A 22,318-nucleotide genomic window follows, 5' to 3' on the forward strand; every position below is an offset into this window, starting at 1 on the left:
GCTAAAACGGTCTTATCCCCCGCCCCACCGGCACCGCACTCATCCACATCACTACCGCAGCAACAATAAGCACCGCACCACCGGCTAACGCCAGCGTCGTCCAGCCAATCTGTCGCCACAGCACCGGCGCTTTATGCCCGCTAATTTTCACCGCCAATGAGCGAAAGCTATGTACCAGCAAAGCCAGTGACGTAATCGTCAAAGAGGTTCCTGCCGCCATCGCCAACGCCGACGCCATACCCCAGCTAAAGACGCCAACCACTTTACTGAACAGCAGCACCATAATTGCGCCAGAGCAGGGACGCATGCCCATAGAGAGAATAATCATCAACCGGGCGCGCCAGTCATCGCCGCTTTGCAGTTGTTCCGGCTTGGGCAAATGCTGATGCCCGCAGCCGCAGCCCTCGTGATGCACATGGCGCGGCGTAAAGGCGGTGAATTTCGGGCGCATCAGCAGCTGGCGCAATTTCTTCAGCGCACGGACACACAATAAAACGCCCAACACGCCAACCAGCGCATAACTTCCTTTCTCCAGCCAGAAACTGCTCATATGCAGCTGTCGGGCAGGCATTTGCAGCACCGTGAGGACTACAACCACCAGTCCTATTGCCACCAGCCCCTGCAATAGGGAAGACGCCAGCGTCAGCCCAATGCTCGACTTGAGCTTCGACGGATGCGTCGCCAGCCAGGTCGTGATGACGATTTTGCCGTGCCCCGGCCCCAATGCGTGCAATACCCCATATATAAAGCTAAACAACAGCAGAGATCCGCCCGCACGTGTGGGGTTCGCGGCAACCGCTTTCAGCAACCCGCTCATCTGCTGGTTAACATCGCGCTGCCAGACAACAGTTTGCATCATTACCTGAGGCCAGGCCTGCCACAACCACAGCACCCCGCCTGTCGCCAGCAACAAAAAGACCGCCAGCGGCCATAGCGTGAGCCAACGGCGTCTGGCTGCGCGTTGTTGATAAACTACTGACATTGCAGCGTCACCGTCTGTGCAAACTGTTTACCCAACTCCATATCCTCCGGCGGTGCGTCTTCTTTATCCAGCGACTGCGCAAAGCTCAACATGTGTTCATTCGGCGTTGGCGTATGCACTGAAATATGGCATTGCTGGCTTATGGTCTGCGAAAGCCGGGCGTCGCTGTCTTTGTCATAGCTCATATCGACGTAGTAGGTCGGATCGAAGGTTGAAATAGTATATTTTTGACCGCTCAGTGGTTGAGCTTCGGCCAGCGGCAGAACGAACGTCAGCACCGCCTGGTGTTCTTCACGCGCCATGCCATATTCCGTCGGTCTGTTTTTAAACTTTACCTTTTTCCCATCGTGCCACACTTCGGTGAAATAGTGCTGCCCGAGAACGTTGGCCATCACTTCCGCCGCCAGTTTTTTCCAAATTTCATCACCAGGTTTAGCATTCCCCGCGTCGTAAAGCAGATCCGCCGACGTGATTTCATCCATCGTCCAGCGCATTTTTAGCGCGACGAACCGATCATTTTCGCTCACAACTTCGGTTTTCAGATGAATAAAGCTGTGGGGATGCGCACCTGCGCCAAAAGACAGGACAGCGAGAAACAACGTCATAATGATACGTTTAACGCCTTGCATGAGTCCTCCACGATAAAAATCAACACCGCCACAAATAATGATGCCGTATTTGGCGCAAGTGTGCCGAGGATACCATTGAACGAAAAAATGTTGAGCACCCTTTTCCGGTATCGATTCAGTTCTCAATTTCAATAATTTCTTCTTCGGGAAATTCCACCCAAACACCTTTTCGGCGTCAAATCTTAAGTCAAATGATAATAAAATGTTAATTAAAAGTTTAATTTTTAATGTTTTATTAACACTTAATTTGAACATTTGAATGTAAAATCATGCAAATTTAACTAATTGCTAACCATTTTATTTCCATAAATTCACAATAACGGGCGTATATCACATTCTCCAAACTTATGATTCATTCCCTCTTCCATTCGTTGTTAACTTCACGCCGTGACATGTCCTGCCCCCTACGAAAGGTACAACTATGAAATTCAAACTCGCATTACTCAGTGCAACCCTGGTTTCTGCATGCATGTTGTCCGGCACGTCCTTTGCGGCGGAAAAATATGAAATTGCTGTGGTTGCCAAAGTCACTGGTATTCCCTGGTTTAACCGCATGGAAACCGGTGTTAACGAAGCAGCAAAAAAACTGGATGTGAACGCTTACCAGACCGGTCCGTCTACGCCGGACCCGGCACAGCAGGTCAAAGTGATTGAGGATCTGATCGCCAAAAACGTCAACGCGATCATCGTGGTACCAAACGATGCCAAGGTTCTTGAGCCAGTACTGAAAAAAGCGCGCGATAAAGGCATTGTGGTCCTGACGCACGAATCCCCGGACGAGCAAATCGGTCAGTGGGATATCGAAACCATCGACAGTGAAAAATACGCGCAGGCCAACGTCGATGAGTTAGCGAAAAACATGGGCGGTAAAGGGGGTTATGCCATCTATGTCGGTTCGCTGACGGTCCCATTGCATAACGCGTGGGCGGATTATGCAATCAAGTACCAGAAAGAAAAATATCCGGAAATGTTCGAGGTCACTTCACGTCTGCCGGTTGCGGAAAGCATCGATAAATCCTACGCCACAACGCTGGATCTGATGAAAACCTATCCGCAGATGAAGGGCATTATCGGCTTCGGCTCACTGGGTCCAATTGGTGCGGGTCAGGCTGTGCAGAAAAAACGCGCCAAAGATAAGATCGCCGTTGTCGGGATCGCCATGCCAGCACAGGCTGCGCCTTACCTGATGCGTGGAGATATCAAAAAAGCGCTGCTGTGGGATCCAAAAGATGCGGGCTATGCGCTGGTAACGGTTGCCGATCAGCTGTTACAGGGCAAAGAAGTCAATGCAGATCTGAGTATCGACGGTTTAGGGAAAGCCGATATCGACACGGAGAAGAAAGTGATCCGCTTTAACAAGATCCTCGAAGTCACCAAAGACAACGCACAATCACTCGGTTTCTAAGGCTTTTGCCAACACCAGGGAAACCATAACGCCGACCGTCTGGTCGGCGCTATCAACCAAACTAACACTCAGCGTCCGTCAGGGCGCTCGCAGGGGTATTGTCCATGACAGACACCACCGCATTTATCACTCTTGAGAATATCAGCAAACAATTCCCGGGCGTGCTGGCGCTGGATAACGTGAATCTGACGCTGAGAAAAGGCGAAGTTCACTGTCTGGCGGGTCAAAACGGCTGTGGTAAAAGCACCATTATTAAAGTGATCTCCGGGGTTTATCACCCGGAAAAAGGCGCGCAGATTTTACTCGACGGAAAATTGTTCCATCACCTGACGCCGCAGCTCTCTTCCCATTATGGCATTCAGGTTATCTACCAGGACCTGTCGTTGTTCCCCAACTTTAGCGTCGCAGAAAATATTGCGGTTAACCGCTATCTGCCCGGCGGTGATATCTGGGTACGTCGTGGTGCTATGAAACAGCAGGCGCTGGCCGCCATGAAGCGTATCGGGGTGAATATCGATCCCGATAAAAAAGTAGAAAAACTCTCGATTGCCGACCGACAGCTGGTCGCCATTTGCCGGGCGATTGCCGCCGATGCGCGTCTGGTGATTATGGATGAACCCACCGCCTCGCTGACCCGTCAGGAGGTCAATGGCCTGCTGAAGGTGGTTAACGAACTGAAAGCGGCCGGCATTTGCGTGGTATTTGTCAGCCATCGTCTGGATGAAGTAATGGAAGTGGCAGACCGCATCAGCGTGATGCGCGACGGCAAACTGGTGGGTACATATCCTGCCAGCGAACTGGACAGCCACGAGCTGGCTTTCCTGATGACCGGACAACGCTTCCATTACAGTCCGTTGCCGGAGAAATCATTCGACGCTCGAGCCCCCCTGCTGGAGCTGCGCAACCTAAGCCGCAGAGGCAAATACCAGAACATCAATCTTTCGCTGCACGGCGGCGAGATTGTCTCGATTGTCGGCCTGCTGGGCGCCGGGCGTACCGAGCTTTGTCTGAGCCTGTTCGGCATGACACACCCGGAAAGCGGCGAGATTCGCATTAACGGCCAGCCGGTTACTCTGCGCAATAACCATGACGCCATCAAACACGGGATCGGCTATGTCTCAGAAGATCGCCTGACGCAGGGGCTGATCATGGAGCAGTCGATTTACGACAACACCATCGTCACGGTGTTTGATCAACTGCACACCGGTAGCGGCTTGCTCGATCATCGTAAAGCGCAAAAGCTGGTCGCCGATTTAATCCGCGAACTGAATATCAAAGTGTCCGATCCGCACCTGCCGGTCAAAACGCTTTCCGGCGGCAATGCCCAGCGCATCGCCATTGCCAAATGGGTGGCGACCAATCCCCGCATTCTGATCCTCGACTCGCCTACCGTCGGCGTGGATATTGCCAACAAAGAGGGAATTTACCAGATAGCCCGCGATCTGGCGGAACAAGGTATGGCGGTGCTGATGATTTGCGATGAAATCCCGGAAGCGTATTACAACAGCCACCGCGTGCTGGTAATGCGTCGCGGCAGGCTGGTGGCGGAATTTAATCCTCATCACTGCCGTGAAGAGGAGATTGCTGAAGTGGTCGAGGTAATCAATGAATAAGATGCTTCTGTCCCGTTTAATCGGGCAACATGAATTCTGGCTGGGCCTGCTGGTCGTGGCGCTGGCGGTTGGGCTGAGCATCAGCACCGACGAGTTCTTGTCTTTGGGGAACCTGACGGATGTGGCCACCAGCTACGCGATTCTCGGCATCCTTGCCTGTGGGCTGTTTGTGGTGCTGATTTCCGGCGGGATCGATATCTCATTTCCGGCGATGACCGCGATTGCCCAGTATGCGATGGCCAGTTGGGTGATCGGCCACGGCGGCAACTTCGCACTGGCATTAACCATTGCGATTGCGGTGGGCCTGCTGCTTGGGCTGATCAACGGTTTTCTGGTCTATTGGCTGCGCGTTCCGGCAATCATCATTACCATCGCCACGCTGAACGTCTACTACGGCCTTCTGGTTTACGCCACCAAAGGCACCTGGCTGTACGGTTTCCCTGACTGGTTTATGAACGGCATTAACTGGTTCTCCTTCACCGCGGCAGATGGCTACGACTACGGCCTGACCCTGCCCCTGCTGTGCCTGGCGGCGGTGATCGCCTTTACCGCAGTGCTGATGAACTATACCCGTCTTGGCCGTCAGGTTTACGCCATGGGCGGCAACCGCGACGCGGCCTCGCGTCTGGGGCTGAATCTGCTGAAGCTGCATTTCTACGTGTATGGCTATATGGGCATTCTGGCAGGTGTTGCGGCCGTGGTTCAGGCGCAAATCACCCAGTCAGTTGCACCCAATTCGCTGCTCGGCTTTGAGCTGACGGTGCTGGCGGCGGTCGTACTCGGCGGAACCAGCATGAGCGGCGGGCGCGGTACGTTGACCGGAACCCTGCTCGGCGTTGTCTTGCTCGCCTTCTTACAAAATGGTCTGACGCTGCTCAGCGTCTCCTCTTACTGGCACACCGTATTCAGCGGCGCCATTATCCTGGTCAGCATCAGTGCCACGGCCTGGAACGAAAAACGCAAACTGGCAAGGGAGCTTTGAGATGAAAACAATCGCCAGATTTTTACCCGGTGATGCCATCATTCGTCTGCAATGCGTCATTATTGTGGTCGTCGCCCTGGTCTTCTCAGCCCTGCTTGGCAGCCGTTTTTTCAGCGTCGCTAACTTCCAGTCGATAGGCTCACAGTTACCGATCCTCGGCATGCTGGCCCTCGGAATGGGTATGACCATGCTGACCGGCGGCATTAACCTGTCAATTATTGCCGGGGCGAACGCCTGCTCGCTGGTAATGGCAGCGATTATCGTTACCCATCCGGATAGCCCGCTGTTTCTGGTGCTGGCGCTGCTGGCAGGCGCAGCCGTGGCGGTGGCTATCGGTACGCTCAACGGCGCGCTGATTGCCTGGGTCGGCGTCTCACCGATTCTCGCCACCCTCGGCACGATGACACTTATCTCCGGGCTGAATATTCTGCTCTCCAACGGGACGGTGATTTCGGGTTTCCCGACCGCCATTCAGTACCTTGGCAACGCCACAATTGCGGGTATTCCGGTGGCGCTGTTGCTCTTTTTCCTGGTGGCAATCCTGCTATGGGTACTGCTGGAGCACACCACGCTGGGGCGCAGTCTTTATCTCGTCGGCTCCAATGAACAGGCTACCCGCTACAGTGGTGTGAATACCGTACGGGTACAAATTTCCGTGTACGTGATTTCAGCCCTGCTCGGCTGGGTCGCCGCCATTCTGATGATGGCGAAATTCAACTCGGCAAAAGCCGGATACGGTGAGTCCTACCTGCTGGTCACCATCCTTGCCTCCGTACTCGGTGGCATCAATCCGGATGGCGGCTTCGGACGCATTATCGGCCTGGTACTGGCGCTGATTGTGCTGCAAATGCTGGAAAGCGGCCTTAACTTGCTGGGGGTCAGCAGCTATCTGACGATGGCGCTGTGGGGCGCGGTGCTGATCCTCTTTATCGCATTACAGAATCGTAAAGCCTGATTTCAGGAGAAAAAATTATGGCAAGTTACTTTATTGGTGTGGATGTCGGAACCGGAAGCGCCCGTGCTGGCGTGTTTGATCTCAACGGCAGAATGGTCGGCCAGGCCAGTCGGGCCATCGAGATTTACCGCCCGCAGGCCGATTTTGTTGAGCAGTCTTCCGATAACATCTGGCAGGCAGTGTGTAACGCGGTTCGCGATGCGATTAACCAGTCGGATATCAACCCTATCCAGGTGAAAGGTCTGGGCTTTGACGCGACCTGTTCACTGGTGGTGTTGGATAAAGAAGGTAAACCGCTGACCATTAGCCCGTCCGGGCGCAGCGAACAGAATATCATTGTGTGGATGGATCACCGCGCCATTACTCAGGCTGAGCGCATTAACGCCCTGCATCATCGGGTGCTGGACTACGTTGGCGGTATTATCTCCCCGGAAATGCAAACGCCCAAACTGCTGTGGCTGAAGCAACATATGCCCAACACCTGGGCCAATGCGGGATACTACTTTGACCTGCCCGATTTCCTGACCTGGCGCGCAACGGGCGATGACACGCGCTCACTGTGCTCGACGGTGTGTAAATGGACCTATATGGGCCATGAAGACAAATGGGATGCCAGCTATTTCCGCCAGATTGGGCTGGAAGACTTGCTGGAACATGATGCTGCCAAAATTGGTCGCTACGTGAAAACCATGGGCGAACCGCTCGGTCATGGTCTTTCTGCGCGCGCCGCCAGCGAAATGGGGCTGATTCCGGGGACCGCTGTCAGCGTCTCGATCATCGATGCCCACGCCGGTACGCTCGGCACGCTCGGCGCGAGCGGTGTCTCCGGCGAGGTGGCGGATTTTGACCGTCGTATCGCGCTGATTGGCGGCACCTCTACCGGACACATGGCGATTTCCAAAGAGCCGCGTTTTATCGGCGGCGTTTGGGGTCCTTACTACTCAGCAGTGCTGCCAGAATACTGGCTTAACGAAGGTGGACAGTCGGCAACCGGGGCGTTAATCGACCACGTTATTCAGTCGCATCCTTGTTACGAAACCTTGTTGACCCAGGCGAAATCTCAAGGGCAGACCATTTATGAAGTGCTGAATGCGCTGCTGCGTAAAATGGCCGGTGAGCCGGAAGATATCGCATTTTTAACCCGTGACATGCACATCCTGCCCTATTTCCACGGCAACCGTTCACCTCGCGCCAACCCAACGCTCACAGGCGCTATCACCGGACTGAAGCTGTCGCGCACGCCGGAAGATATGGCGTTACAGTACCTCGCGACCATCCAGGCCATTGCGCTGGGAACCCGTCATATCATTGAAACGATGAATCAAAGCGGCTACACCATCGATACCATTATGGCCAGCGGCGGCGGGACGAAAAATCCGATCTTCGTTCAGGAGCATGCCAATGCCACCGGCTGTGCGATGCTGCTGCCTGAAGAGAGCGAAGCCATGCTGCTGGGCGGCGCCATGATGGGGACTATCGCCGCAGGCGTGTTCGATACCTTCCCGGAAGCAATGTCAGCGATGAGCCGGATTGGTAAAACGGTTACCCCGCAGACTAATCGCATTAAGCAGTATTACGATCGCAAATATCGGGTATTCCACGAGATGTATCAGGATCATATGAAATACCGCCAGTTGATGCAGGAGGACGCATGAGTAACTCCTGGTCTCAGGCCACCGACGTATTCCAGCTCTATAGCGATGCCCTGGCGGGTCTGGGGCAGCATCTGACTGAACCTGTCTGGCAGTCGCTAATGGCGGAGCTGCGCGGTTGTCCAGGGAAAGTCGTCGTCACCGGCGTCGGTACCTCTGGCATTGCAGCGCGTAAAGTCGCGCATATGCTGGCCTGCGTGGAACGTCCGGCGATTTATCTCAACGCAACGGATGCAGCGCATGGCGATCTCGGTTTTTTACGCGCCGACGACCTGGTGATTATGCTGTCACGCGGGGGTAATTCGGACGAGCTCACCCGGCTGCTGCCCGGACTGGCTGCGAGGAATGTGCCCATCCTGAGCGTGACTGAAAACGCGGATTCGGCCATCGCTAAAGCATCGAAGCTAGTGATTTCCACCGGCGTTCAGCGAGAGGCCGACCCGCTGAACATGTTAGCCACTACCTCAATTTTACTGGTGCTGGCTATCTTTGACGCCGCCTGCGCCTGTCTGATGAGCGAAAGCGGCTACTCAAAGGAAACGCTGCTGGCGGTACATCCGGGCGGCGATGTGGGATTAACGCTGAGTCGTGAGCAATAACGCCAGACAACTGTTACGGAGGTAATGAACCTGTTGCCTCCGTCGTATTGCTACGTTCACCTAAGGTTTTCACTTCTCTGAAACGATACTCCCTGTGAACGTGTTAAGGGTACTATCGCCGTACCCTTAACAATCCCGGCTCCCGGCGGGAAAATTGCCACTTCGTGGTTCCCTCCGCTTATTCCTCCCGGCCTTACGGAAACACGTCGGCAATTTTCAGCCGGACCAGYCCWCACCTRACCACCTGTATTTTTATTYGAATATATCTGARCARCAAAACAGATTTAACTGGAAGTCAGAGCWKTGCAGCGATGACMMCGGTCCGGCTGAAAATCGATGAGGCGTTGACGGCTGMCCGGGNCTGCCCGCAGGGATGCGGGCAGAGGGGACGGCCTGCAGGGATGCAGGCTCGGCACCGACCCGACAGGCAGACGGCATAAGACGAATAACTCGCGTAGCGACGATTTTCCCGCCGGGAGCCTGGGATGCAAGGGAGGCGGCGGTGAGCCTCCCTTGCTCGTTCACGGGTATCTGTGCTTCAGAGAAATGACACTGCTGAGGTGAACGGAACCCTGAGCAGGAATCACATGTACTCCATAATGTTTAACAAACATGCAGTACATCTCTGGCATTTTTTATATCTCAACAAAAGATAAAACAGTGAAAAAGCGGATTAACGCGCTGCGTTCCACTCCCGCTATCTGTTCCGCACGTTAAAAATTCTGTGACGCTCTCCAGCATTCCTGGTGGAAAGCATTCCATTCTCCAAATCTATGAGCAAACTTTAGCTATTCTTATCAAACATACTTACGGGAGACCCTACAGATGATGTCAACGCTTGCTCCGCCATCTGTACTTTCCGCTCCCCAGCGCCGTTGCCAGGTACTGCTGACGCTTTTCCTGCCGGGGCAAATCGCTACTACACAAACCTTCAGCAGCCTCAACGGTGTCGATGATGCCACGGTTCAGGAAGATATTATTGGCGCAGGGCTCGAAATCCAGCGCTATCACCGGCTCACGATAGCCACCGCGCAGAATGGTGGCTATGCGATCGAAGGAACCCCGCTAAATCAGCGCCTGTGTCTGTTGCAGTGGCTACGCCGTGGTTTGCGAATTTGCCCGACTTTTATCGCCCAGCATTTCACGCCCGCATTAAAAATGGAGCTGAAACAACAAGGTATTGCACGTACGCTGTATGACGACACCAATCTGCATGCGCTCATCAATCTGTGCTCCCGGCGCTTACAGAAGCCATTTGAGTGTCGTGACATCCAGTTCCTGCGCTTGTATTTACAGTATTGCCTGCTACAGCACCACGCGGGGATCACCCCGGAGTTTAATCCACTCCAGCAACGGTGGGCGCAATCCTGCGCTGAGTATCCGCTCGCCGAGGAAATTGGCCGCCACTGGCAGCGCCACGTCATGCAACGTGCGCCGCTGGGCGAATCGCTGTTTATGGCGTTGTTATTCTCCATGATCCGCATCCCCGATCCTATCCGCGATAATCACCAGCAGGATCGCCGCCTGCGCCTTGCTATTGCGCGGCTGGTGCTGCGTTTTCGCGAGTATGGCAACGTGCGCTTCAGCGACGAGCAAGGACTGCACGATCAGCTTTATATTCACCTTGCCCAGGCGCTTAACCGTAGCTTGTTTGCCATTGGCATTGATAACACGCTACCGGAGGAGTTCAGCCGACTTTACCCCAGGTTGGTACGTACCACCCGCGAGGCGATACACGGCTTCGAAGCGGAATACGATGTCCAGTTTTCAGAAGAAGAGATCGGGCTGGTTGCGGTGATTTTCGGTGCCTGGCTGATGCAGGAAAAGGATTTGCATGAGAAGCAGATTATCCTGCTGACCGGTAGTAACGAACAACTTGAAGCGCATATAGAGCAACAGTTGCGCGAACTGACGCTGCTGCCGCTCAACGTAAAGCATATGCCGATGCAGGATTTTCAAAAAGAGGGAGCCCCGCGTGGCGTAACGCTGATTATTACGCCATACACCACGCCGCTACCGCTGTTTTCTCCCCCGCTGATTCATGCGGATCTGGCGCTTACGCCGCATCAACAGCAGCAGATCCGCAAAATCCTCGAATCATAACGTCGCAGGCTGCGCCGCCACCTTCGGGCGCAGAAAGATTGCCGGGAGCGCCACCAGCGCCATCACCCAGAATACGCCGCTGCCCAGATTCTGGTACAGGTATCCTGCGAATACGGTCATGATGGCGATGCTACCGCCCATCGCCACCGCCGAGTACACCGCCTGGAGACGAATCACTTCGCTGCCCTGTCGCGCAGCAATGTAACGCATCGCCGCCAGGTGGCAGACGGTAAACGTGCCGCAATGCAGGATTTGCACCACAATCAGCCATGGCAGCTCTGTGCTCCAGCCCATCAGCCCCCAACGCGCGACGCCGCAAACGGCGGAAAGCAGCAGAAGATCGCGAGCGCTAAAGCGGCGGAACAGCTTGTGGCTGAGCGCAAAAATAATCACTTCCGCCACCACGCCTAATGACCATAAATAGCCCACCGCCGAAGCGGAATAACCGGCAGACTGCCAGTAAATGGCGCTGAAACCGTAATAAGCGGCATGTGCGCCCTGCAGCAGACTCACGCAGGCCAGAAAACGCCAGCTTTGGGTTATTAGCGCGCGCCAGGCGGGCCATCCCGCGCTCTCCTGCTGACGGTTCTCCCCCGCTGGCTGTACGCTTGGGCGGATCATCATCCCCAGCAGCATTGATGCAACGCCAAGCGACAGCAGGACCAGGATAATCCGATAATCGAACAGGCTCACCAGTTTGCCGGTCAACGCAGAGCCGATCACAAAGGCCACGGATCCCCACAGTCGCACCCGACCGTAATCCATGGTTATCTGTTTTTGCCAGGTGTTGGCCAGTGCGTCGGTCAGCGGCACCAGCGGCGAGAAAAACAGGTTAAAGCCGACCATCACCACCATCAGCCACGCCACGTTGGTCCCCGCCCAGAAGGCCAGTGCAAACACCAACGTCAACAAGGCCAGAATACGTAACGCTGAGATCAGCCGAGAGGGATCGCTCACACGCGGTGCGATCAGCAAGCTACCGAGAAAACGGGCAATCAGCCCCGCGCCCAGCAGTAAACCGATGGTTTCCGGCGTCAGCCCCAGCCCTTCGAGCCAAACGCTCCAGAAAGGCAGAAAAATACCGTAGCTAAAGAAGTAGGTGAAATAACCGAGCGCCAGCCAGCGCGTGGAATGCAAAGCCATGAATCCCTCCCGTTTGGTGGCGATAGTCTGGCGACAAACGCAGGCTGGCGCAAGTGAGCATTAACACGCAGATAACATGATTTTTGCCCTATTCGACGCAAATTTGCATCGCAAAATGGCAGCGTTCACCCTGCGCTAAAACCTGTAACCCCGGCTGCCCCTGCATGTGGTGGGCATTCACCGGATGCGTCTGCGGATCCAGACACAGAAACGGCTCACCCGACATTCTGAACAGCATCAACCATGGAGTTTGCGCTAAAATCGTGATTCTCATCACATCTCGCTGAATAACAGCCCGTCCGCTCCAGCCGGAATAGCCGACGTTCAGCCAGCTATCCTCACCGTATTGCGCGCGCATGAAATCCGCCGCTGGTGGAATGACACGTTGCCATTCCAGCGGCAGATGCTGCAATCGTGTCAGAAACGCCCCCCCACTAAATCGCCACCCGTCTCTGTAAGCGATCATCTGCTGGTTCACGTCGCGCTGCCAGACCACGCTTTGCAGCATCGCCCACCAACCAGCCGTGGAGTGCAAACCTTGGTTCCTCCCGTTGTCGAGGGCACTCGAAGAATTGCACCTATACGAGCTAATACGTTTCTGAAATAGATAGTATATATACAGAAAAGCAAAAATAATTCACAAACAAAACACATCTGCACAATCAATAATAAATTAGCAGAACAAGTAATAATATATTAATTATCCATAAACAAATTCTGAAAATCACCTTAAGCAATACCAGAACTGGAATACATTCAATATCATTCAAGGTAACTAAAGTTATTAAAATAGTTAAACAATTTTAATTGTCATCATTCATTAATATAACGCATGGAAGAAAGAGGTACTTTAATGAAAAAAGTAGTGAAATCAATCGCCGTCGGTTTACTTGCGCTTTCTGCGGGAAGCGCATGGGCGACGGACGGCACCATTGAATTTACAGGCGAGATTTTAACCAGCACCTGTGAATTTGCCAACGGTGATACGATCAACGTCGAATTAGGCCACTACGCCGCCAAACAATTTAAAAGCGTTGGCGATCGTTCTCCGGCTATTCCAGTCGATATTCCACTGAAAAACTGCCCAACAACGCCGTGGAAACACCTTGATGGCAATACGGACAACTCATTCCAGATGTGGTTAGAAACGCGTAGCGGCGGTACCGTTGCGGGCAACGAAAACCTGATTGCCGTCAACAGTCTCGATGTTCCTGCAACGGGTGTAGGTATTCGAATCGACAGAGCCATCGACGGGAAACAAATGTCGCTGAATAAGCTTACCGATCCGAAAATCAGCTTTACACCTGAAGCCGACGGCACAACTACGGTAGGACTGCAGGCCTACTACGTTTCCACCGTCGATTCTTCTGCCATCACCCCAGGGGAAGCAAACGCCACTGTTGATGTCACCATCGACTATCGCTGATTGCCATCTACCATCTCTTTCCCTTCTTTCCATAGACGGGGAAAGAAGTGGTTTCTGACGCCAGGTTAAGGATAACCGAGATGAAAAAAATCACAGCATTTGCGCTGACATTACTGCTGAGCGGCTGGTCCTGCCAAAATTTCGCTGGCGGAATTGTACTGGAAAGAACCCGCGTCATTTATGACGCAGGGAAGAAAGAAGCCGCGCTATCCGTGACTAATCACAGTGAAAGTCTGCCCTATTTACTGCAATCCTGGGTCGACAATGAACAAGGGACAGCCCGTGGTCCCTTTATTATGACGCCACCGCTATTTCGCCTGAATGCAGGCAATAATTCATCATTGAGAATAATAAAGACATCTGATGATATAGCTAAAGATAAAGAATCCCTGTTTTTTATTAACGTACGCGCCATTCCGGCAACACAACAATCCGATAGCGTCGAAAATAATATGCTGACGCTGGTATTTAAAACCCGAATTAAGCTCTTCTACCGTCCGAGCAGCCTGGTAGGGAAGCCCTATGACGCCTATAAATTACTCGAATATAAATATAGCAATAATAAGTTAGACATCTATAACCCATCTGCTTATTACGTGGTCTTCGCGGGATTGATGCTGGATAAAACCGATCTGACCAACAACATAGAGCGGATCGCACCTGGCGAGCATAAACAGTTGGCAGTACCGGGTCTGGCAGGAAAGACGGTGCAGTGGGCTGCAATAAACGACTACGGCGGAACTAGCCAGACGGAAACCAGGACGCTGCAATAAATCGCGTCTTACAGCCAACTTACGACGTTAGCTCTCAGGGAATGAAAAGCGATATGGTGCAATCAACGCCACATTTTTCAGAAATTAAACCACTCGCCTTGTGGCTGCATTGCGCAATCGTCAGCGGATGTCTGGCATCTGTCCATGCCAGAGCCGATGTCTTCTACTTTGACCCAACGCTTCTGGAAACAGAAAAAAGTGGTCAGTCGTCGGTCGATCTTTCCGTTTTCTCTCAGGAGAATTCACAGCTCCCAGGAGAATATATCGTTGATATTTATGTTAATAAAAAGAAAATCGTACAGCGAAAAATCCCATTTATTGCAGATAAAAATCACCAGTTAATTCCCCAGCTAACCCTTGAACAACTGCGCGAGTTGGGCGTGAAAATTGAAAATTATCCACAGCTCGAAAAGCTGGATGACCTTACGACGATCGGCAACCTGGCGCAGGCCATTCCTGGCACCGTCTCGGAGTTTGATATCAACCACGGCAGACTGAACCTAAGCGTGCCCCAGATAGCGCTGTACCGCGATGCTCGCGGCTACGTTGCCCCTTCTCGCTGGGACGATGGCATACCGGTTCTGTTCACCCACTACACGTTTAGCGGTTCGCAAAATCAGTATGACGGTGATAGCAATCAGCACCAGTATCTGAATATGCAAAACGGTGTCAACCTTGGTCCCTGGAGGCTACGTAACTACTCGACCTGGACACACAACGACAGTGATGCGCATTGGGATAGCATTAATAGCTGGCTACAACGAGATATTAAAAGCCTGAAATCACAGCTGATAGTAGGAGAAAGCGCAACTGAAGGCACCGTGTTCTCAAGTTATCAGTTCACGGGAGCACGTCTCTTTTCCGACGAAACCATGTTACCAAACAGCCAGCGTGGCTTTGCGCCAACAATTCGTGGCATCGCACACTCAAGCGCTATCGTCACAATACAGCAAAACGGCTACACCCTTTATCAAAGCAACGTGCCGGCTGGGGCCTTTGAAATCAACGACCTCTATCCTTCCTCCTTTAGTGGCGATCTCGATGTCACGATTGAAGAAGCTGACGGTACGGTAAGGCACTTCGTCCAACCCTTCTCTGCGCTGCCGCAAATGCAAAGACCCGGATACCTTAAATACAGCGTCACTGCCGGGCGTTTTCGCGCCCCAACGTCGCAGGACAGCAATGAACCCGAGTTTCTTGAAAGTACCGCCAGCTATGGCCTGAGCAACGCCATTACGCTGTATGGTGGTCTGAATGCCTCGCAGGATTACCAGGCTTTAGCGCTGGGTCTTGGCTCAACGCTTGGCGTACTCGGGGCGGTGTCGACAGATCTGAGCCGTGCAGATACCCAGTTGAATACGGATGGTCGTTATCATGGTTATAGCTGGCGTACACAGTACATTAAAGATATCCCCGAAAGCGGCACCAGCGTGTCGCTAAGCTATTATCGCTATACCAGCAGTGGCTATTTCAACTTTTCCGACGCCAATCAGAAGGATATCCGTGCCGACGATCGCCTGCGCAGCGAGGCTCAATTTACGTTCAACCAGTCACTGCTAACAGGCATCAGCTTTTATGCTTCAGGCTCACAGCAAGAATACTGGGACCGCGGGCAGCAGGATAAAAACCTGTCTATTGGCCTGAACGGTAACCTATGGGGAGTCAGCTATAACCTGAGCGGCCAGTTCACCGACTCTCAGGACCACGAAAACGATCGCACGCTATCGCTCAGCCTGAGTATACCGCTAGACCGCTGGCTATCCCATACACAGGCCACGTGGAGGACCACCGATCAGCGCGATCGTCCTACTGAGCACGAAGTGGGCATTAACGGCTCTCTGCTGGACGATGGCCGCCTGAGCTATAACCTGAAACAACGACAAAGCGAAGGAGGCGGCAACAAAAGCAGCAGCCTTTACGGCAGCTATCGTTCTGCTTTTGGCACCGCCAACGCTGGCTATGATTACAGCGCCGATAGCCAGCAATTGAGCTATGGTCTTTCCGGAGGTATTGTTGTCCACCGCCACGGCGTGACCCTTTCACAGCCTTTGGGCAATGCCTTTGCGCTGGTAGATGCCAACGGCGCTGCCGGTATCCGGGTGAAAAACTACCCCGGCATTGCCACCGACCATTTCGGCTATGCCGTGATTCCCTTCCTGACCGCTTACCAGGAAAATGCGATATCGATCGATACTACGCAGATGCCGGATAACGTTGACGTAACCGAAACAGTGCGCACCGTTGTGCCTAATCGAGGCGCCGCCGTCGCCGCCCAGTTCCTTGCTCGTACGGGTTACCGCGTACTGCTAAAACTCACCGATGGTCAGGGTAACGCACTACCTTTTGGCGCCATCGCCAGCAGCCAGACCCAGCAAAGTATTGTTGATGACGGCGGTGTGTTGTATATCAGCGGTGTGAACAATCAGCCGCAAATCTGGTCTGTGCGTTGGGGCAACCAACCCGATCAGCAGTGTCAGTTCACCTTTAGCCTGCCGGAAAGTGTCAGCCGCGGCACTTCAATACAAAATGGCTACGCACAATGTCGATAAGGAAGATGTGGATGAGAAATGGAATTTCTACCGCTGCAAGCGTCGTGCTGCTCGCGCTTTTTTCCCCCGCAGGCTATGCGATCACTGGCGCCTGCTCGGCGAAAGGCAGTTTTAGCGCCAATGTGTCCAGCGACTGGACGCAAGATCAGAATGTCACTGGCCGCACCCTGGAACTGCCGACACCGCTCACGGGCAACGCCTACCAGATAGAGTGTACCTGCGAGGCAAATACCAAGGTGGGCCTGTTTTATACGGTAACCAGCGGCCTCTCACAAACTGGCAAAGTAGGTGGTTATTACCGCCTGAACAACAATCTGGATATTCAAACTGAAGTCGACGATATTCCTGGCGTTACCGGTGTCACCCCACTGAATACGCAAGCCATCAGAGAGAGTGGTGCCTACCAAAGCGGTGGTAGCAACGGCAGCGTCTGCGCGGCCGATCCGGCGGATACCCGAGCCGCGCCTGTGACAATTGGTGCCAATACCCGTTTGACGTTTTACGTCACCAAACCCTTCCTGGGCGAGCTCGTGATCCCGGACACACTCGTCGCTTCAGTACGTGCCGGATGGAGCACCAACACCACCCCACCATCCTTGAGTACGCTACAAGATATTGCCGAACTGCGCATTCAAGGGAGCATTACCGTGCCGCAAAATTGTAAAATCAACCAGGGAGACATCATTCGAGTCGATCTCGGCTTTATCAACGTCAGCCGTTTTACGACAAAGGACAGGATGCCAGACGGCTACACGCCGGTTAAATTTGAAATTCGTTACGATTGCGGCGACACATCAGAAATGGGTAATGATATGGAAATGCAGATTGATAGCAACGATGTCGTTAACCAGTATACGTTGGTCGCCCGTCGCCGTGAAACGGACAACGTCCCGGATGTCGGTATACAAATGTCACGTGATGGCTCCCAGATGATCCCCTTTACTAATGGGTTGCTCAGCCTCGATTCTTCAGGTCAGGGTGCCATCAGCCTGGAAGCGTGGCCGATAAACATGGTGGGCGGCACGCTGTCACCGGGAAAATATAGCGGCACAGCAACCATTACCGTTATTGTAAAGTAGCGCACTCGGCTGGCCGCTGCGCCAGCTCGATAAAATCGCGCAGGGCGGGTTTCAGGTCACCTTTTTTCCACGCCATCAGCAGCGAAATGGTTGGGATATCGCCGATAATTGGCCGGAAAACCACCTGCCCGGTATTAAAATTATTCATATAACCGGGTATCAAAGTGACCCCCAGCCCCATACCGACCAGGTTCATCGTCACCAGAATATTGGTCGCCACCTGCACAATATTGGGCTGGCTTTTCTGCTGCTGAAACCAGTTTTTGACAATCTTCGCTAATACGCCGGAATAAGCGGGATCGGTGCTGACAAAATTGACACCGTTCAGTTGCTGTGCCGATATCGCCTTTTCACTGGCTAACGGATGGTTAACCGGTAGCACTACCACCAGCGGCTCATGAATGAGCTCCAGATACTCCAGTTCCGGGCTGTAAACCGGATGGCGCATTAAGCCAACATCCAGCTCCCCACTCAGGATCTTCTCTTCCTGCTCGGTGGTTATCAGACTCACCAGTTCAATGTGTGTATCCGGTTGTTTTAAACGAAACAAAGGCAGCACCTTAGGCAGCAGATTCACCTCTGCTGAAGGAACAAAACCAATCGTAAAATGATTATCTTCCTGCACCGTTTTACGGGCGCGAATTTTCGCGTTCTCTGCCTGTTCGAGGATAGCCAACGCATCCTGTAAAAAGCACTCTCCTGCCGCCGTCAGCGCAACTTTTCGCTTATCGCGCACCAGTAACGGAACGCCCACGCAGGTTTCCAGATCGCGGATCTGACTGCTTAACGACGGCTGGGAGGTATGCAACTTTTCTGCCGCTCGGGTGAAATTCAGCGCCTGCGCCACCGCGACAAAATAGCGTAAGTGCCTCAGTTCCATGCCCTGCTCCTTGTTATCGAAAAAATGTCTCAACTGGTAGAAATTTACTATTTCACAGATTGATAACTAACCAGCAACATCCTTAGGGCACATAAAAAGAAGGTCAATACATCTTAGCTTTCAGGATTAAAAAATATGACCACACCCTCAAATTTAGACATCTACCAACTGATCGACACGCAAAACGGTCGCGTAACCCCACGAATTTATACCGACCCTGAAATTTACCAACTGGAGCTGGAACGCATCTTCGGACGCTGCTGGCTGTTTCTCGCCCACGAAAGCCAAATCCCCAAACCCGGTGATTTTTTTAACACCTACATGGGCGAGGATGCGGTGGTGGTGGTTCGCCAGAAAGACGGCAGCATTAAAGCGTTTCTCAACCAGTGCCGCCACCGCGCGATGCGCGTCAGCTACGCCGACTGCGGCAATACCCGCGCCTTCACCTGCCCGTATCACGGCTGGTCGTACGGCATTAACGGCGAGCTGATCGACGTCCCGCTGGAGCCGCGCGCTTATCCGCAAGGTTTATGCAAATCGCATTGGGGACTGAACGAAGTGCCTGGCGTCGAGAGCTATAAAGGGCTGATTTTCGGCAACTGGGATACCAGCGCACCAAACCTGCGCGATTATCTCGGCGACATCGCCTGGTATCTCGACGGTGTACTCGATCGTCGTGAAGGCGGCACCGAAATCGTCGGAGGCGTCCAGAAGTGGACCATCGACTGCAACTGGAAATTCCCCGCCGAACAGTTTGCCAGCGACCAGTATCACGCGCTGTTCAGCCATGCCTCTGCGGTGCAGGTGCTGGGGGCGAAAGACGACGGCAGCGATAAGCGCCTCGGCGACGGTCAGACCGCCCGCCCGGTGTGGGAAACCGCCAAAGATGCACTACAGTTCGGCCAGGACGGCCACGGCAGCGGCTTCTTCTTTACCGAGAAACCGGACGCCAACGTGTGGGTCGACGGTGAAGTCTCCAGCTACTACCGCGACACCTACGCGGAAGCCGAAGAGCGTTTGGGCAAGGTTCGCGCCCTGCGTCTGGCTGGTCACAACAACATCTTCCCCACGCTTTCCTGGCTCAACGGTACCGCCACGCTGCGCGTCTGGCACCCGCGTGGGCCGGATCGGGTTGAAGTGTGGGCGTTCTGTATTACCGATAAAGCCGCCTCTGATGAAGTGAAAGCCGCGTTTGAAAACAGCGCCACGCGGGCTTTTGGCCCCGCCGGGTTCCTGGAGCAGGACGACTCGGAAAACTGGTGTGAAATTCAAAAACTGCTGAAAGGTCATCGCGCACGCAACACGAAATTGTGTCTGGAAATGGGGCTTGGCCAGGAGAAGCGTCGTGAAGACGGCATTCCGGGGATCACTAACTACATCTTTTCGGAAACTGCGGCGCGCGGTATGTACCAGCGCTGGGCCGATTTGCTCAGCAGCGAAAGCTGGCAGGACGTGCACGAGAAAACCGCCGCGTACCAGCAGGAGGTGATGAAATGAGCGCGTTAGTTTCTCTTGAGCTGCATCATCGCATCAGCCAGTTTCTGTATGAAGAAGCGCGTCTGCTGGACGACTGGCAGTTTCGCGACTGGCTGGCGCAGCTGGATGACGACATTCGCTACACCATGCGTACCACGGTCAATGCTCAGACCCGCGACCGTCGCAAAGGCGTACAACCGCCGACGACGTGGATTTTCAACGACAACAAAGACCAGCTCGAACGCCGCATCGCACGGCTGGAAACCGGCATGGCCTGGGCGGAGGAACCCCCTTCCCGCACCCGTCATCTGATTAGCAACCTGCAAATCAGCGAGACTGACCAACCGGACGTGTTCGCCGTGCGCCTCAACTATCTGCTGTATCGCGCGCAAAAAGAGCGGGACGAGACGTTTTACGTCGGCATGCGCGTGGATAAAGTCCGGCGTTTGCCGGGCAACGAGTGGCGCTTACTGGCGCGCGAGATCGTGCTGGATCAGGCGGTTATTACCTCCCATAACCTGAGTGTACTGTTCTGATGAGTCGTATTTATGCCTGCCCCGTAGGGGATTTGCCGGAGGGTGAAGCCCTCCGGCTCGACACCTCGCCCGTCATCGCGCTGTTCAATGTTGGCGGCGAGTTTTATGCCATTAACGATCGCTGTAGCCACGGCAACGCCTCGATGTCGGAAGGTTATCTGGAAGACGATGCCACCGTGGAATGCCCGCTGCATGCGGCCAGTTTTTGTCTGAAAACAGGCAAAGCGCTATGCCTGCCCGCCACCGATCCGCTAACCACCTACGCAGTATATGTGGACGGTAGCGATGTATTTGTTGATATTCCAGAGGACGCCCGATGAGCGATTTACGCGATAACGTGGTTTTTATTACCGGCGGCGGTTCCGGCCTCGGCCTGGCGCTGGTCGAGCGCTTTATTGAAGAAGGCGCGAAGGTCGCTACGCTCGAACTGTCGCCAGCCAAAGTCGCCAGCCTGCGCCAGCGTTTTGGCGAACATGTATTGGCGGTAGAGGGCAACGTCACCTGCTACGCCGACTATCAGCGTGCGGTCGATCAGATCCTCACCGTGTTTGGCAAGCTGGACTGTTTTATTGGCAATGCGGGCATCTGGGATCACAACGCAACGCTGGTGAACACCTCTGCTGAAGCGCTGGAGAGCGGCTTTCACGAGTTATTTAACGTCAATGTGCTGGGTTATCTGCTGGGGGCGAAAGCCTGTTCCCCCGCACTTATCGCCAGCGAAGGCAGCATCATCTTTACCCTGTCAAACGCTGCCTGGTATCCCGGCGGCGGCGGGCCGCTGTACACCGCCAGTAAGCACGCGGCTACCGGGCTGATTCGCCAGTTGGCCTACGAGCTGGCGCCTAAAGTGCGGGTGAACGGCGTCGGTCCGTGCGGTATGGCCACCGATCTGCGCGGCCCACAGGCGTTGGGGCAAAGCGATACCTCAATTATGCAGTCACTGACGCCGGAGAAAATCGCCGCCATTCTGCCGCTCCAGTTCTTCCCCGACCCAGCCGACTTTACCGGGCCATACGTGATGCTGGCGTCGCGTCGCAACAACCGCACCTTAAGCGGCGTGATGATCAATGCCGATGCCGGGCTGGGTATTCGCGGTATTCGCCACGTCGCCGCTGGTCTGGATCTCTGAGGGGGCGTTATGCACAACAAAATTATTGCTATCGTCGGCGGTGGACAGGCCGCAGCGATGGCGGCGGTAGCACTGCGCCAGCAAGGGTTTGACGGCGAGATACATCTGTTCTCCAATGAGCCGCATCAGCCGTACGAACGCCCGCCATTGTCCAAAGCCATGCTGCTGGACGACGCACCACAACTACAGCCGGTGCTAAACACGGCCTGGTGGCGGGAACACAACGTACAGCTGCATCTGGGCGTTACTGTGCAGACGCTCGGCCGCGAAACGCATCAGTTGGTGCTGGCTGACGGCCAGGTTTATCCGTGGGATCAGCTACTGATTGCCACCGGTGCCGCGGCCCGTCCTCTTCCGCTGCTGGATAAACTGGGCGAGCGTTGCTTTACGCTGCGCCACGCTGGCGA

General features: G+C 54.1%; 20 protein-coding genes and 1 pseudogene. 16 read left to right on the forward strand and 5 right to left on the reverse strand.

Translation table 11 applies throughout. The features are described 5' to 3' along the window. Position 1: 1 nt before the first annotated feature. Together JTI85_RS16370 and JTI85_RS16375 are read right to left on the reverse strand one after the other, a co-directional pair. On the reverse strand, positions 2 to 982 hold the full coding sequence (locus JTI85_RS16370) for a nickel/cobalt transporter (protein WP_219351755.1): 981 nt from the start codon (positions 980 to 982) through the stop codon (positions 2 to 4). Next, positions 973 to 1,611: a DUF1007 family protein gene (locus JTI85_RS16375; RefSeq protein WP_219352589.1), complete on the reverse strand. Its 639-nt coding sequence runs from the start codon at positions 1,609 to 1,611 to the stop codon at positions 973 to 975. Before JTI85_RS16375 ends, JTI85_RS16370 begins: the two co-directional genes overlap by 10 nt. Positions 1,612 to 2,032: 421 nt before the next feature. On the opposite strand from JTI85_RS16375, the gene JTI85_RS16380 reads away from it, so the two are divergent. The 7 genes from JTI85_RS16380 (at position 2,033) to csiE (ending at position 10,920) form a co-directional block, all read left to right on the forward strand. Continuing rightward, entirely contained in the window at positions 2,033 to 3,016 is a 984-nt protein-coding gene (locus tag JTI85_RS16380) for an autoinducer 2 ABC transporter substrate-binding protein (protein WP_003037665.1), read from the forward strand. 104 nt (positions 3,017 to 3,120) lie between these two features. Further along, complete coding sequence (locus JTI85_RS16385) at positions 3,121 to 4,629, forward strand: sugar ABC transporter ATP-binding protein (protein WP_172742402.1); 1,509 nt, start codon at positions 3,121 to 3,123, stop codon at positions 4,627 to 4,629. Beyond that, positions 4,622 to 5,611, forward strand: coding sequence for an ABC transporter permease (locus JTI85_RS16390; protein WP_219351757.1), 990 nt, complete (start codon positions 4,622 to 4,624; stop codon positions 5,609 to 5,611). Before JTI85_RS16385 ends, JTI85_RS16390 begins: the two co-directional genes overlap by 8 nt. A gap of 1 nt (position 5,612) precedes the next feature. After that, the gene (locus JTI85_RS16395; RefSeq protein WP_219351759.1) at positions 5,613 to 6,566 is read left to right on the forward strand and encodes an ABC transporter permease; all 954 of its coding nucleotides are present in this window, start codon (positions 5,613 to 5,615) and stop codon (positions 6,564 to 6,566) included. 17 nt (positions 6,567 to 6,583) lie between these two features. Then, on the forward strand, positions 6,584 to 8,221 hold the full coding sequence (locus tag JTI85_RS16400; protein ID WP_061068343.1) for an FGGY-family carbohydrate kinase: 1,638 nt from the start codon (positions 6,584 to 6,586) through the stop codon (positions 8,219 to 8,221). Beyond that, a complete protein-coding gene (locus tag JTI85_RS16405) occupies positions 8,218 to 8,817 on the forward strand; it encodes an SIS domain-containing protein (RefSeq protein ID WP_219351761.1) in 600 nt (199 codons plus the stop codon). Before JTI85_RS16400 ends, JTI85_RS16405 begins: the two co-directional genes overlap by 4 nt. An 825-nt stretch (positions 8,818 to 9,642) precedes the next feature. Beyond that, positions 9,643 to 10,920, forward strand: a complete 1,278-nt coding sequence (csiE, locus tag JTI85_RS16410; protein ID WP_137363687.1) for a stationary phase inducible protein CsiE — start codon at positions 9,643 to 9,645, stop codon at positions 10,918 to 10,920. On the opposite strand, the gene JTI85_RS16415 is transcribed toward csiE, so the two are convergent. Together JTI85_RS16415 and JTI85_RS16420 are read right to left on the reverse strand one after the other, a co-directional pair. After that, the gene (locus JTI85_RS16415; protein WP_116360880.1) at positions 10,915 to 12,063 is read right to left on the reverse strand and encodes a 3-phenylpropionate MFS transporter; all 1,149 of its coding nucleotides are present in this window, start codon (positions 12,061 to 12,063) and stop codon (positions 10,915 to 10,917) included. The genes csiE and JTI85_RS16415 overlap by 6 nt on opposite strands. An 88-nt stretch (positions 12,064 to 12,151) precedes the next feature. After that, a pseudogene (locus JTI85_RS16420) lies at positions 12,152 to 12,469 on the reverse strand (aldose 1-epimerase); the annotation flags it as partial. 447 nt (positions 12,470 to 12,916) lie between these two features. Here JTI85_RS16420 and JTI85_RS16425 point away from each other — a divergent pair. The 4 genes from JTI85_RS16425 to JTI85_RS16440 all read left to right on the forward strand — a co-directional run bounded on the left by JTI85_RS16425 (position 12,917) and on the right by JTI85_RS16440 (position 17,890). Continuing rightward, positions 12,917 to 13,489, forward strand: coding sequence for a fimbrial protein (locus tag JTI85_RS16425; RefSeq protein WP_115601656.1), 573 nt, complete (start codon positions 12,917 to 12,919; stop codon positions 13,487 to 13,489). Positions 13,490 to 13,569: 80 nt separating this feature from the next. After that, on the forward strand, positions 13,570 to 14,262 hold the full coding sequence (locus JTI85_RS16430) for a molecular chaperone (protein WP_137363686.1): 693 nt from the start codon (positions 13,570 to 13,572) through the stop codon (positions 14,260 to 14,262). Between the two features lie 53 nt (positions 14,263 to 14,315). Further along, complete coding sequence (locus JTI85_RS16435; protein WP_219351763.1) at positions 14,316 to 16,811, forward strand: fimbria/pilus outer membrane usher protein; 2,496 nt, start codon at positions 14,316 to 14,318, stop codon at positions 16,809 to 16,811. 11 nt (positions 16,812 to 16,822) lie between these two features. Further along, on the forward strand, positions 16,823 to 17,890 hold the full coding sequence (locus JTI85_RS16440; protein WP_071887373.1) for a fimbrial protein: 1,068 nt from the start codon (positions 16,823 to 16,825) through the stop codon (positions 17,888 to 17,890). On the opposite strand, the gene hcaR is transcribed toward JTI85_RS16440, so the two are convergent. Beyond that, positions 17,877 to 18,770, reverse strand: coding sequence for a DNA-binding transcriptional regulator HcaR (hcaR, locus tag JTI85_RS16445; RefSeq protein WP_061068350.1), 894 nt, complete (start codon positions 18,768 to 18,770; stop codon positions 17,877 to 17,879). The two genes, JTI85_RS16440 and hcaR, sit on opposite strands and share 14 nt — an antisense overlap. Before the next feature lie 135 nt (positions 18,771 to 18,905). Here hcaR and hcaE point away from each other — a divergent pair, with 135 nt between their 5' ends. From hcaE to JTI85_RS21555, 5 genes are all read left to right on the forward strand, one after another. Next, positions 18,906 to 20,267, forward strand: coding sequence for a 3-phenylpropionate/cinnamic acid dioxygenase subunit alpha (gene hcaE, locus JTI85_RS16450; RefSeq protein WP_048210906.1), 1,362 nt, complete (start codon positions 18,906 to 18,908; stop codon positions 20,265 to 20,267). Then, the gene (gene hcaF, locus JTI85_RS16455; RefSeq protein ID WP_219351764.1) at positions 20,264 to 20,782 is read left to right on the forward strand and encodes a 3-phenylpropionate/cinnamic acid dioxygenase subunit beta; all 519 of its coding nucleotides are present in this window, start codon (positions 20,264 to 20,266) and stop codon (positions 20,780 to 20,782) included. Before hcaE ends, hcaF begins: the two co-directional genes overlap by 4 nt. Next, positions 20,782 to 21,102, forward strand: coding sequence for a 3-phenylpropionate/cinnamic acid dioxygenase ferredoxin subunit (hcaC, locus tag JTI85_RS16460; protein ID WP_061068352.1), 321 nt, complete (start codon positions 20,782 to 20,784; stop codon positions 21,100 to 21,102). Before hcaF ends, hcaC begins: the two co-directional genes overlap by 1 nt. Then, positions 21,099 to 21,911 carry a 3-phenylpropionate-dihydrodiol/cinnamic acid-dihydrodiol dehydrogenase gene (gene hcaB, locus JTI85_RS16465; protein ID WP_061068353.1) on the forward strand — a complete coding sequence of 271 codons (813 nt, stop codon included), beginning with the start codon at positions 21,099 to 21,101 and terminating at the stop codon, positions 21,909 to 21,911. The genes hcaC and hcaB overlap by 4 nt, the downstream gene beginning before the upstream one ends. Before the next feature lie 9 nt (positions 21,912 to 21,920). After that, on the forward strand, positions 21,921 to 22,318 hold a 398-nt coding region (locus tag JTI85_RS21555), incomplete at its 3' end, for an FAD-dependent oxidoreductase (protein WP_255574835.1).

The organism is Citrobacter sp. Colony219 (genome assembly GCF_019382635.1).
Lineage (GTDB): Bacteria > Pseudomonadota > Gammaproteobacteria > Enterobacterales > Enterobacteriaceae > Citrobacter > Citrobacter youngae.